The 11,753-nt window shown below is 63.3% G+C and carries 10 protein-coding genes and 1 other RNA gene; 6 read left to right on the forward strand and 5 right to left on the reverse strand.

The window, feature by feature from the left end; all coding sequences use genetic code 11:
• Positions 1–71: 71 nt before the first annotated feature.
• A complete protein-coding gene (gene gloA / locus ABQY64_RS17510) occupies positions 72–596 on the forward strand; it encodes a lactoylglutathione lyase (protein ID WP_349780386.1) in 525 nt (174 codons plus the stop codon).
• Between the two features lie 131 nt (positions 597–727).
• Here the strand turns inward: gloA and ABQY64_RS17515 are convergent.
• The 4 genes from ABQY64_RS17515 to ABQY64_RS17530 all read right to left on the reverse strand — a co-directional run bounded on the left by ABQY64_RS17515 (position 728) and on the right by ABQY64_RS17530 (position 3,635).
• A non-coding RNA gene (locus tag ABQY64_RS17515) (sX9 sRNA) lies at positions 728–805 on the reverse strand.
• A gap of 99 nt (positions 806–904) precedes the next feature.
• The gene (locus tag ABQY64_RS17520; RefSeq protein WP_349780387.1) at positions 905–2,053 is read right to left on the reverse strand and encodes a hypothetical protein; all 1,149 of its coding nucleotides are present in this window, start codon (positions 2,051–2,053) and stop codon (positions 905–907) included.
• A 228-nt stretch (positions 2,054–2,281) separates the two neighbouring features.
• On the reverse strand, positions 2,282–2,755 hold the full coding sequence (locus ABQY64_RS17525; RefSeq protein ID WP_039518789.1) for a hypothetical protein: 474 nt from the start codon (positions 2,753–2,755) through the stop codon (positions 2,282–2,284).
• Between the two features lie 196 nt (positions 2,756–2,951).
• The gene (locus ABQY64_RS17530; protein ID WP_349780388.1) at positions 2,952–3,635 is read right to left on the reverse strand and encodes a hypothetical protein; all 684 of its coding nucleotides are present in this window, start codon (positions 3,633–3,635) and stop codon (positions 2,952–2,954) included.
• A gap of 89 nt (positions 3,636–3,724) precedes the next feature.
• Here ABQY64_RS17530 and ABQY64_RS17535 point away from each other — a divergent pair, with 89 nt between their 5' ends.
• Positions 3,725–4,360, forward strand: coding sequence for a Crp/Fnr family transcriptional regulator (locus ABQY64_RS17535; protein WP_349780389.1), 636 nt, complete (start codon positions 3,725–3,727; stop codon positions 4,358–4,360).
• Positions 4,361–4,640: 280 nt separating this feature from the next.
• Here ABQY64_RS17535 and glmS read toward each other — a convergent pair whose 3' ends face one another.
• A complete protein-coding gene (gene glmS, locus ABQY64_RS17540) occupies positions 4,641–6,470 on the reverse strand; it encodes a glutamine--fructose-6-phosphate transaminase (isomerizing) (protein ID WP_349780454.1) in 1,830 nt (609 codons plus the stop codon).
• Between the two features lie 213 nt (positions 6,471–6,683).
• Between glmS and ABQY64_RS17545 the strand changes: the two genes are divergently transcribed.
• The 4 genes from ABQY64_RS17545 (at position 6,684) to ABQY64_RS17560 (ending at position 11,379) form a co-directional block, all read left to right on the forward strand.
• Positions 6,684–7,955: an efflux RND transporter periplasmic adaptor subunit gene (locus ABQY64_RS17545; RefSeq protein ID WP_039814569.1), complete on the forward strand. Its 1,272-nt coding sequence runs from the start codon at positions 6,684–6,686 to the stop codon at positions 7,953–7,955.
• A gap of 103 nt (positions 7,956–8,058) precedes the next feature.
• Positions 8,059–8,778 (forward strand): ABC transporter ATP-binding protein, encoded by a 720-nt coding sequence (locus ABQY64_RS17550; protein WP_039525278.1) that lies wholly within the window; start codon positions 8,059–8,061, stop codon positions 8,776–8,778.
• Between the two features lie 12 nt (positions 8,779–8,790).
• Positions 8,791–10,092 (forward strand): ABC transporter permease, encoded by a 1,302-nt coding sequence (locus ABQY64_RS17555; RefSeq protein WP_016901000.1) that lies wholly within the window; start codon positions 8,791–8,793, stop codon positions 10,090–10,092.
• A 54-nt stretch (positions 10,093–10,146) separates the two neighbouring features.
• Complete coding sequence (locus ABQY64_RS17560; RefSeq protein WP_016901001.1) at positions 10,147–11,379, forward strand: ABC transporter permease; 1,233 nt, start codon at positions 10,147–10,149, stop codon at positions 11,377–11,379.
• The last annotated feature ends 374 nt before the right edge of the window (positions 11,380–11,753 follow it).

Below are 11,753 nucleotides of genomic sequence, written 5' to 3' on the forward strand. Positions count from 1 at the left end.
AACCATTGCCCCGCTAACATCCACGTCCAGTGCAGCCTGACCTGCCCCCGCATTCCATCGAGGAGACCGCAATGCCTTTGACCGACCTGCAACACGTCCCCGGCGCCAGCGCCGCGCCTGCCGACACCGCCGGTTTCGTGTTCAACCACACCATGCTGCGCGTCAAGGATGCGCAGCGTTCGCTGGATTTCTACACGCGCGTAATGGGCTTCCGCTTGCTGGACGCACGTGATTTTCCAGATGCGCAGTTCAGCCTGTACTTCCTGGCCCTGCTGCCGGACGGCACCGCGATCCCCGACGACGATGCCGCGCGTCGGCTGTGGATGGCCGGCATCCCCGGCGTGCTCGAACTCACCCACAACCACGGCACCGAAACCCAGGACGGCCCGGTCTACCACGACGGCAACAGCGACCCACGCGGCTTTGGCCACATCTGCATCTCGGTGCCCGACATCCACGCCGCCTGCGCGCGCTTCGACTCTCTCAACGTGCCGTACCAGAAACGCCTGGAAGACGGCCGCATGAAGCACCTGGCCTTCATCAAGGACCCGGACGGCTACTGGGTGGAGATCATTTCCAATACGCCGCTGGCGTAATCCATAACAAAATGCCCGGGGTTCCCGGGCATTCTTGTTTCAGGCACATGCGCTGTCGGTACTTCGCCTTCGAGCAGGGTATGTCGGCAGAGAACGCCGATACAGCTGGATGCGCGCAGCGCACTTCCAGCGGCTAACGCAACGTAGCGTGCGGTCATCAGGTGAGTGCGGACGGCGCGCTCAGACCCGCGATGTTGAGAGTGGTGCATGAGAATTCCGAGCACCGGCCGTGCCCGCCTGACGGCGGCGCAGCAGTTTTGGTAGCTCTTCCCAGATGCAGGCGCCATCCTGCGGCATCACGCGTTGCCTCAGTTGGAGGTGGCAACTGTCTCTCTATCCGGGAACCACTGCGGTAACTGCTCGGCAAATTTTGCGGCGCATTCCTCGCTGTAGGCCTGTGCGGCCTGCTTGACCAGCACGTAGTCGTCTGCCTCCCACTCCTCGAGCGATGCGGTGCGCGGTGTGGGCACGCAGTCCAGATTGACCGGACTCGCCTTGCGCTTCAACAGTCCGGAGCGTTCACCGCCGATCGTCACCGCGTAGCGCAACTCGTAGGGCGACTTGGTATCGGCCAGGCTCTGGTAGACGAGCAGCCAATCGGACATCAGGACCTGCAGCGGGAAAGGCTCCGCCGGCAGTGCTGCCGGATGCCCGGTGAAGTAGCTCTTCAGACGCGCATTGACCGCATCACGCTGCAGTTGATAACCGGGATTGCCCACGCCTTCCATCTTTTCGCCTTTCAGCTGCCCCTTGCCGAAGGCCGACACTGCGACGCCGCGCGTGAACAGGCTGGTGGCGATCTGCAGGCCCACCACTGCCCCGGTGTGCCCGCGCCGCACCACGCGCAACATTTCGTCGCCGTTGGGCTGGCCGTTGGACCCCACACGCATGCTGGCATGCAACGGCAGCTGCAACGCCCAATCCGCCGATGGTGCAATGACTGCGTCGGCATCACCCTGCGTTTGTGCGGAGGGCTGTTGCTGTGTCTCGGCGACCGACAGCGTACCGGCAACTGCAGCCGCGGCATAGGTCGTTGCCGTCGAAAAATCGCCGTTGGCAAATGCGGGCAATACTGCCACCGCCTCGGCACCACGGGTGGCGGTACAGAACGCGCTGGAGGCGCGCATCTGCACTTCATGAAATGCGATGCCGTTGACTTGATGCACGGCCGCATCCTGGCCGTACTGCGCAACCAGCCTGGCAACGAGGGCGTCCTGCTCGACAGGCTGCTGGCCGCAGACCTTGGCCGCAGCGATGCGCGACCAGGCGAACTGCAGCGCCGGATCCCACCCCATCGCGTCTTCGCCGACGAAGCCGTGGTCGTAGTGATAGGCATAGATGGCCGGGTCGATGTCCTGCAAGGTCATGCCGCCCACGCCTGCATAACCGGGCGGGACGTCGCTGGCCATTGCGGCCCCGCTCAGCGCCGAGATCACCACTGCAATAAATGCTTTCATGAATTCCTTCCCCTGGAGAGCGTCGCATTGCGTGTCCCCCACGCAATGCGACATGGCACTGTCAGATCGCGCGGACAGCGATCAACGACACAGTGCTTTGGTCCATCAGACAACGGTCCGCAGTCGGCTAGAACGCTCAGTTGCGGACTTAGTGTGAGCGCATCATGCGCGATTGGCAGTCGGGGCGGTCCCCACAGCTGTAAGGACCGCCCCGGAAGTGGCGCTTATCTAGGCATGCAGCAGTCCGCCGTGACTGCGCTGCCACTCGCGCGGCGGGCGCAGCGCCGCAAGCGTGCGGACCAACTCGCGATAGGTGGCGGCCAACTGCGCGAACAGACCTGCATCGCTGTAACGCGTGTCGGCCACTTCGAAATACGCGCCGCGGCCCAGCTCGATGAAGTAGTCGACGCTGAGCCGCCGACGCTGCGCAATGCCGGGAAACAGGCCTGCAATCAGCAGGCATTGATCTCCGATGTCGCGCAATGCATCGGCCCGCAGACTGCCGATCTGGTCCTGCGCGTGCAACCAGGCCAGGGCCTGCGTGCGCGAAAACAGTTGCGCATCGCGCTGCAGGCGCAGCAACACGAAGACCAGATAATGCTCGCGCGATTCGTCCAGCGGCTGTGCAATCCGCTGCCCTGCCTCACGTACCAACGCCTGCCACAATTCCGCCGGCGCGCCCTGTTTGAAAGACTCGTGCATACGTCCTCCTGCGTGATGGGACCCTCGCAGGAAGCCTATGCATAACCTGGGCCATCGCGTTGGCAGCCGGACCTGTCGTCTGCCAATCATCCACCGCAGCGGGATCGCGCGATGGATTGCCCCCCGAGCAGCGCCTTGCACGGCGCCAGTCAACCGCTACACGCGACCGAGCCCACTGCCGCTGCCGGGCGCGTCATCAGGGATGCAACACCAGTGTCTTTCGCGCTTCACGATTCACGAGCCACGTGAGCAATGCACCCGGCACAAGAAACCCCAGCGTTACGAGCAAGCCGTGCAGCATATGTGTCGCCGGCTCGTCCAGCACGGCGATGTGCTTCATCGGAGACAGCCACGGGGAGAGATTGAAGAATGCGACCGTCAAGACGACAAGCGGCCAAGTCCAATTCACCCCCCGCTTGCGCGCCGACTGCCAGGCGTAGGCGGCCAGCACCGCAACAAAGATTCCTTCGACCACCCACGAGGCAGTTCCCAGCCGTCCCCACAGTCCCAGGCCAAGGTGGGTCTGTGAATGCGGCAAAAGCGCCAGGTCATTGTTGTGCATCGGCCAGTCGGCGAGGAAGTGAGAGAAGGACGCGATGAACGCCAGGACTGCAACGCGCCTGTCTTTCCAGAAGAAACCGGCCCAGACAACCGACCACACGACCGCCGCCAACAGCGAATGATCCCAGTCGATGAATGTCAGGTCGAAGAACAGATAGGGGCCTGCAGCAAGGTTGGGCGTTACCAGGTCCCAGCCAAGCATGATGAAGATGCCGTCCAGGATGTCGAGGAAGCCGACGCCCAGCAGGAGAGGAAGCGTCGGGGTACTCGGAAAGCGCGCTTTCAAGGCCAGTCCGATCGCAAAGTGACCCACATACATGGCTGGTGCTCCAAGGATTAGGCCTGCATGGTGCCCCCGTTGAACCCGCCAGACTGTAAAATCAGAACAGTTCGACCACGGTCCCGGCCATGCCCGACGATGGCACCCTGAGTCCAGAGATTGCAGAGATTTTTCTCTCCCAGGCGTCGGTTCGAATGTTTGTCGCGGGCCAGCGGATCTTTGATCTGGGCTCCTCCCCCGCATGCATGTTCGGCATTCTCAGCGGCGCGGTCCGGGTCTCGTTGGAGCCGATGCAGCTCAGCGAGAGGCTGTCGCTGGTGCTTGGACCAGGCCAGTGGTTTGGGGAAGTTCCGCTACTGGATGCGCGGGCACGGGCGTTCAGCGCGGTGGCCCACGGACGTAGCAAGATCGCCGTCGTCTCGACTGCCGCCTTCAACCGCGTGATTGCATCCAACCCGGCGGCGCTGCTGGCCATCACCCGCTTGGTGTACTCACGCTATCGGCAGACCCTGAACTGGAATGAAGCCAATCAGGCACGTTCGCTCGAACGCCGGCTGGCGGCCCAGCTTCTCACTGCCCAACCCAGCATCCGCATGCCACAGAGTGCTCTTGCCGACAGGCTGGGCGTCTCCCGTCCTACCGTGAACCGGCTCTTGAAGGCATGGAAAGCCCAAGGCTTGATCGACGTTGGCTACGGCAAGGTCAATGTGCTGAACGCGGATGCTCTGGCAGCGATCCTCGCAGGGGAACGAGAGCGCGACTAGTGTCCCTGGATGCCGAGTCGCGCCTCAATGGTCAGGCCAAGCCCCCCGCATAACCAGCATGCGCCATCCAGTCTGTGGATGACATGCCGGCAGTAGTTGCACGAGTCGCGCTGTGGAAATGCGAAAGGGCGGGAGCAATGACGCACCCCGCCCTTCTGCATTTTTCATGTTGGATGAATCGGTACCTGCACCGCCCATCACCCGTCAGTGCCAGTTGGACGGATGACTCTCCAGTTACCGATCGTCATCTCCGACCAAGCACGATGCCGGGCTTGTGCCGCTACTCCACCGTCACTGACTTGGCCAGGTTACGCGGCTTGTCCACATCGGTGCCGCGTGCCAGTGCGGTGTGGTAGGCCAGCAACTGCACCGGGATGGTGTGGATCACCGGCGACAGCACGCCGGCATGGCGCGGGGTGCGGATCACGTGCACGCCTTCGGACTCGCTGAAGTGGCTGTCCTGGTCGGCGAACACGAACAGCTCGCCGCCACGTGCACGCACTTCCTGCATGTTGGATTTGACCTTTTCCAGCAGGCGATCGTTCGGCGCGATCACCACCACCGGCATCGCCGCGTCCACCAGGGCCAGCGGGCCGTGCTTCAACTCGCCGGCCGGATACGCTTCGGCGTGGATATAGGAAATTTCCTTGAGCTTGAGCGCGCCTTCCAGCGCGATCGGGTAATGCAGGCCGCGGCCGAGAAACAATGCGTTTTCCTTGACCGAAAAACGCTCGGCCCAGGCCATGATCTGCGGCTCCAGATTCAGCGCGTGCTGCACGCTGCCCGGTAGGAAACGCAGCTGTTCCAAATACTCCGCTTCCTCGGCCTCGCTGATGCGCCCCTGCAACTTGCCCAGCACCATGGTCAGCTGGAACAACACCGCCAGCTGGGTGGTGAACGCCTTGGTCGAGGCCACGCCGATCTCGGCGCCGGCACGTGTGTAGCAGACCAGTTCGCTGGCGCGCGGGATCGCGCTTTCTGGCACGTTGCAGATCGACAAGGTGTGCAGGTGCCCCAGCGATTTGGCGTATTTCAGCGCCTCCATCGTGTCCAGCGTTTCGCCGGATTGGGAGATGGTGACGATCAGGTGCCTGGGATTGGCGTAGGCAGCGCGGTAGCGGTATTCGCTGGCGATCTCCACGCTGCACGGCAGCCCGGCGATGGCTTCGATCCAGTAACGCGCGGTCATGCCGGCGTAGTAGCTGGTGCCGCAGGCCAGGATCTGCACGCCGTCGATATCGCGCAACACTGCTTCGGCATTGGCGCCGAACAATGACGCGGGGAAGCCCTTGGCATCGATCGCCGCCTCGATGGTGTCGGCCAGCGCACGCGGCTGCTCGTGGATTTCCTTCTGCATGAAATGGCGGAATGGGCCCAGTTCCAGCGATGCCAGCGACACATCCGACAGGTGCAGCGGGCGCTCGACCGGTGCGTCGTTACCATCGAAGATGCGCACGCCATCGCGGCGCAGTTCGGCGGTGTCGCCCTCTTCCAGGAAAATCACCTGGCGGGTGGCCTGCACGATGGCCGAGACATCGGAGGCGACGAAGTTCTCGCCCTCGCCCACGCCGATCAGCAGCGGGCAGCCCATGCGCGCGCAGACGAAGCGCTCCGGTTCGGCCTGGCTCATCACTGCCAGCGCGTAGGCACCAGTGAGCTCCTTGACGGTGCGCTGCAGCGCGGTCAACAGGTCGCCTGCACTGCCCAGATGGTGATGGATCAGGTGCGCGATCACTTCGGTATCGGTCTGCGACTCGAAGGTATAGCCCAGCGCACGCAGCTTCTCGCGCTGCTGTTCGTGGTTTTCGATGATGCCGTTGTGCACCAGTGCCACGCCGTCACTGATGTGCGGGTGCGCATTGGCCTCGGTGACCCCGCCATGGGTGGCCCAGCGAGTGTGGCCGATGCCCAGCGTGGCGCCGAACTGCTCGGCCTGCGCCGCCTGCGCCATCTCCGCCACGCGCCCGGTGCGGCGCACGCGGCGTATCTGGGCTCCATCGAGCACGGCGATGCCGGAGGAATCGTAGCCACGGTATTCCAGACGCTTGAGTCCTTCGATCAGGACCGGGACCACATCGCGCCCGGCGATCGCTCCGACAATGCCGCACATAGGACAACCCTTGAGGTACTTGAGGAATAAGCCAGGCATTTTAGCGTGTCCGCTATTGTCCGCTGCATGACCATGCCCGGACAGCGTGTCCGCAGCAGTGTCCGCGGACACTGCGGACACTGGCCACAAACATCTAAAAGCGAATGCATTCAACGACTTGGAGGTTGGCATACGTCCTGCTTTATCGCAGTGACGCCACTGAGCCAGCCGACCATGATTCGCGATACTTCCGCCCAGGACCAGGTTCTCCGTACACCCGCCCAGAGCGCGCCCTGGCGCCGCTGGCTATGGCCCGGCATCGCGGTGGTCGCCGTGTTGGCCGGCATCGGCTGGGCGGTCACCGCGTGGAGCGCCGGCAGCCGCTCGTTCGATGCCAGCCGGGTGCGGATCGCCACGGTCAGCCAGGGCGACCTGGTGCGCGACATCGCCGCCGACGGGCGCGTCATCGCCGCCAACAGCCCCGTGCTGTACGCCATCTCGGCCGGCACGGTGACGCTGAGCGTGGTGGCCGGCGACGTGGTCAAGCAGGGCCAGGAGCTGGCCCGCATCGACAGCCCGGAGCTGCGCAGCAAGCTGGCGCAGGAGCAGGCCACGCTGGCCGGGCTGGAAGCCGAGTCCAGCCGCGCCGCACTGGATGCCACCCTGGCCCGCGCCACGGCCAGCAAGCTCACCGACCAGGCCAAGATCGACAAGCAGGCCGCCGCGCGCGACCTGGAGCGCTACCAGCGCGGCTACGATGGCGGCGCGGTGCCGCAGGTGGAGCTGGCCAAGGCGCAGGACACCTTGAAGAAGACCGACATCGATCTGCAGCACGCCCAGCGGGATGCGTCGCTGAAGAGCCAGGGTGCAGACCTGGATTCGCGCAACAAGCGCCTGCTCGCCGACCGCCAGCGCGCGGTGGTGGCCGAGGTGCAGCGCCAGGTCGATGCGCTCACGCTGCTGTCGCCGTTCGATGGCCAGGTCGGCCAGGTGCAGGCGGTGCAGCACACCCAGGTCGCGGCGAACGCGCCGATCCTGGGCGTGGTGGACCTGTCCAAGTTCGAAGTGGAGATCAAGGTGCCTGAGAGCTTTGCGCGCGATCTGGCAATCGGCATGCCGGCGCAGCTCACCAGCGGCAGCGGCGAGCCGTTCCCGGGCGCGATCTCGGCGGTGTCGCCGGAAGTGGTCAATGGCGAAGTCACTGCGCGCATCCGCTTTGCCGACAAGCAGCCGCCAGGCCTGCGCCAGAGCCAGCGCATGAGCGCACGCGTGGTGATGGACACGCGCCGCAACGTGCTCAAGGTCGAGCGCGGCCCGTTCGTCGAACAATCCGGCGGCAGCTACGCCTATGTGATGGATGGCAACACCGCGGTGCGCCGGCCGGTGCGCATGGGTGTCAGCAGCCTGGGCGAGGTGCAGGTGCTGTCCGGGCTGCAGGTCGGCGACCGCGTGGTGGTCTCCGGTGCAGACAACTTTGGGGATGCACCGCGCGTCACCGTTCACTAAAGGCGGCCAGCACGCCTGCTGCGCAGCCATCAGGCTGCTTGCCACGGCTTGTCAGCCGCTCTCAATCTCTTTCGCACACACCTTATTCGTAAAGGAATCGGCAATGCTCAAGATGCAATCGGTCTCCAAGGTCTTCCGCACCGAACAGGTGGAAACGCACGCGCTGCGCTCGCTGGACCTGCATGTGCGCGAAGGCGAATTCGTCGCGGTCACCGGCCCCTCCGGCTCGGGCAAGACCACCTTCCTCAACCTGGCCGGGCTGCTGGAGACCTTCACCAGCGGGCAGTACCTGCTCGACGGCGAAGACGTCAGCCATCTGTCCGACGACGCGCGTTCGCGCCTGCGCAACCGCAAGATCGGTTTCATCTTCCAGGGCTTCAACCTGATTCCCGATCTCAACCTGTTCGACAACGTCGATGTGCCACTGCGCTATCGCGGCATGGCCGCGGCCGAGCGCAAGCAGCGCATCGAAGAAGCCTTGACCAAGGTCGGCCTGGGCTCGCGTCTGAAGCACTACCCCACCGAGCTGTCCGGTGGCCAGCAGCAGCGCGCCGCCATCGCGCGTGCGCTGGCCGGCAGCCCGCGCCTGTTGCTGGCCGACGAACCCACCGGCAACCTCGACTCTCAGATGGCACGCGGGGTGATGGAACTGCTGGAAGAGATCAACAGCCAGGGCACCACCATCGTCATGGTCACCCACGACCCGGAACTGGCCGCACGCGCGCAGCGCAACGTGCATATCGTCGACGGCCAGGCCACCGACCTGGAACGCAACCCCGCCCTGATGCGCTCGCGCGACAGCACCGTCACCCTGGCCGAGTAAGAGGCACATCCCATGTTCGGCTATTACTTCAATCTTGCCTTACGCAGCTTCCGCCGCAACAAGGTGCTCACCGCGCTGATGGTGCTGGCCATCGCACTCGGCATCGGCGCCAGCATGACCACCCTGACGGTGTTCTATGTGCTGTCCGGCGATCCGATCCCGCAGAAGAGCGACCGGCTGTTTAGCGTCCTGGTGGATCCATACCCCAAGGCCGGATACCAGCCGGGAGAAGAGCCTGGCGACCAGGTCACTCGCTTCGATGCCGAAGCGCTGCTGCGTGAAAAGCACGCAAAACGCCAGGCGCTGATGACCGGCGGAAGAGTGGCGATCGAGCCAGACAAGAGCGGCATGACCGCCTTCAAATCAGAAGTTCGCTTTACCTCGGCCGATTTCTTCCCGATGTTCGAAACGCCTTTCCTGTATGGCCAAGGCTGGTCAGCAAGTAGCGACGAGGCGCACGAGCGCGTTGCGGTAATCACCCAGGAACTCAACGACAAGCTGTTCGACGGCGGCAACAGCATCGGCCGCGATTTGCGCATGGACAAGAACACCTTCCGCATCGTTGGCGTTCTCGCTGACTGGAAGGCCAATCCGCGCTTCTACGATCTCAGCAATAGCTATGGCTCAGACGAGCAAGTGTATCTGCCGTTTTCAGTGGCGATAGATCTGAAGATGGATCACTACGGTGGTATGAATTGCTACGGCAAGAGCGACAACAGTGATCAAACCGCGCTCAACGCGTCCTGCACCTGGATGCAGTATTGGGTGGAGCTGGATAGCCCAGCGCAGGCTGGCGACTACAAAGCCTATCTGGATAACTACTCCGATCAGCAGCGCGCTGCAGGGCGTTTCGAACGTCCGAACAATACCCGCCTGCGTAACGTGATGGAGTGGCTGGATTATAAGGAAGTGGTTCCTGGCGACGTTCGCCTGCAGCTGTGGCTGGCGATGGGCTTTCTACTGGTGTGCCTGCTCAATACTGTTGGCCTGTTGCTAGCCAAGTTCCTGCGCCGCAGTGGAGAGATCGGTGTGCGTCGTGCCCTGGGCGCCTCACGCGGCGCCATCTTTGCGCAGTGTCTGGTCGAAGCCGGAACCATCGGACTTGCGGGCGGTATTACAGGGCTTGGGCTGGCATGGTTGGGCTTGTGGGTGGTGCGCCAACAACCTGTCGACTACGCCAAGCTTGCGCACCTGGATCCGAAGATGCTGTTGCTCACCTTCGCATTGGCGCTGGTTGCCAGCCTATTGGCCGGCTTGCTGCCGTCCTGGCGCGCCATCCAGGTTGCACCCGCACTGCAGCTCAAGGCGTCCTGACCACCACGCCCGCCGCGCTGCGGCGGGCACGGCCTCTCATCGAAGGTACCACCCATGGACATCCGCCCCATCATTTCCACGTTGCGCCGTCACAAGACAGCAGCAGCGCTGATCGTGCTCGAGATCGCACTGGCCTGCGCGATCATCTGCAATGCCATGTTTCTGATCGGCAACCGCATTGAAACGCTGCAGCAGCCCAGCGGCATCGCCGAATCGGAACTGGTCAGCATCCAATTGGGAGGCATCGGCACCCAGGTCAATGCAGAAGCGCGCACGCGTGAGGATCTGGCAGCACTGCGCAGCCTGCCCGGTGTACGCGGGGCGACAGCAATCAATCAGATTCCCTTCGTCAATTATTCCTGGAACAGCAGCATCTCCCTGACCCGAGAGCAGGAGCGTCAGACGCTCAATGCTGCGCAATACATGTCGGGCGAAAGTGCTGTGAGCACGCTTGGCCTGCAACTGGTGGCAGGCAGGGATTTCACTGCAAACGAAATCATTGATATGGAGCAGGCGAATAACGACAGGTCTCTCGATAAAAAAGGCATTTCGGTGATCATCGCGCAGACCATGGCCGACAAACTGTTCCCGACCCAACCTGCGTTGGGCAAGACAATTTACGCGGGCGAGACGGCGTTACACATAATCGGCATCGTGCAGACACTGGCACGCCCCAACAACAGCAATTCCAATGGCGTCAACCAGAGCAATTACTCGATGCTGCTGCCAATCCGCATCGATTACACCTCAGGCCAGTACATGATCCGTGTGACCGATCAGACGCGTCGCGCAGAGGTGTTGCAATCTGCGGTCGCCGCATTGATGAAGCTGGACAACAGCCGGCTGGTGCTGAAGCAACAGACCTATAGCGAGATCCGCGAGGAATACTTCCAGAACGACCGCGCCATGGTCTGGCTGCTTGGTGCGGTCTGCATCGCGCTGCTGATCGTCACCGCGCTGGGCATCGTCGGCCTGGCCAGCTTCTGGGTGCAGCAACGCACCAAGCAGATTGGCATTCGTCGTGCACTGGGTGCCACACGCGGCCAGATCCTGCGCTACTTCCAGATCGAGAATTTTCTGCTCGCCTCGGTCGGTATCGTGCTCGGCATGTTGCTGGCGTACTCGATCAATGTCTGGCTGATGGCCCGCTACGAATTGCCGCGCCTGCCGGTGCTGTATCTGCCGATCGGCGCACTGTTGCTCTGGGCGCTGGGCCAGATCGCCGTGTACTGGCCCGCACGGCGTGCCGCGATGGTGCCGCCGGCGGTGGCCACACGCAGCGCGTGATGCGCACGCTGCGCGTCAGCGGTCGCTGTCGACCCACTGACGCGCAGCACACAGCACACAGTGATGTTGCTTAGATCCTGCGCGATGGCAGCATCGCCACAAGTGACTTGGCCGTCGGCCGCCTGGGCAATGCCGATTTTGTCACCACCGCCCTGTCTACCAAGGCGCCTGTGTCGCAGGCCCCTGCCCCGTGCTGATATCCAGCGTTGCGCCTGGATCTGCACTTGAGCTCGGCATCGACGCATGTCCGCTGCCAACCTCATCGCACCGATCAGGCGATCACTGCAGTGCCGCAATCAGCTCGGTCTGGCAAAGGCCAGTCAGGCACCAACCCTTCCTATTGCTCGCACAGTTCCGCCACGCGCCGAATCCTG

The sequence above is a fragment of the Xanthomonas sp. WHRI 7065 genome (genome assembly GCF_040203115.2).
Taxonomy (GTDB): Bacteria; Pseudomonadota; Gammaproteobacteria; order Xanthomonadales; family Xanthomonadaceae; genus Xanthomonas; species Xanthomonas arboricola.

Coding starts and splice junctions, on each gene's coding strand:
- gloA (WP_349780386.1), top strand. CDS start 72: ATGCCTTTGACCGACCTGCAACACGTCCCCGGCGCCAGCGCCGCGCCT.
- ABQY64_RS17520 (WP_349780387.1), bottom strand. CDS start 2,053: ATGAAAGCATTTATTGCAGTGGTGATCTCGGCGCTGAGCGGGGCCGCA.
- ABQY64_RS17525 (WP_039518789.1), bottom strand. CDS start 2,755: ATGCACGAGTCTTTCAAACAGGGCGCGCCGGCGGAATTGTGGCAGGCG.
- ABQY64_RS17530 (WP_349780388.1), bottom strand. CDS start 3,635: ATGTATGTGGGTCACTTTGCGATCGGACTGGCCTTGAAAGCGCGCTTT.
- ABQY64_RS17535 (WP_349780389.1), top strand. CDS start 3,725: ATGCCCGACGATGGCACCCTGAGTCCAGAGATTGCAGAGATTTTTCTC.
- glmS (WP_349780454.1), bottom strand. CDS start 6,470: ATGTGCGGCATTGTCGGAGCGATCGCCGGGCGCGATGTGGTCCCGGTC.
- ABQY64_RS17545 (WP_039814569.1), top strand. CDS start 6,684: ATGATTCGCGATACTTCCGCCCAGGACCAGGTTCTCCGTACACCCGCC.
- ABQY64_RS17550 (WP_039525278.1), top strand. CDS start 8,059: ATGCTCAAGATGCAATCGGTCTCCAAGGTCTTCCGCACCGAACAGGTG.
- ABQY64_RS17555 (WP_016901000.1), top strand. CDS start 8,791: ATGTTCGGCTATTACTTCAATCTTGCCTTACGCAGCTTCCGCCGCAAC.
- ABQY64_RS17560 (WP_016901001.1), top strand. CDS start 10,147: ATGGACATCCGCCCCATCATTTCCACGTTGCGCCGTCACAAGACAGCA.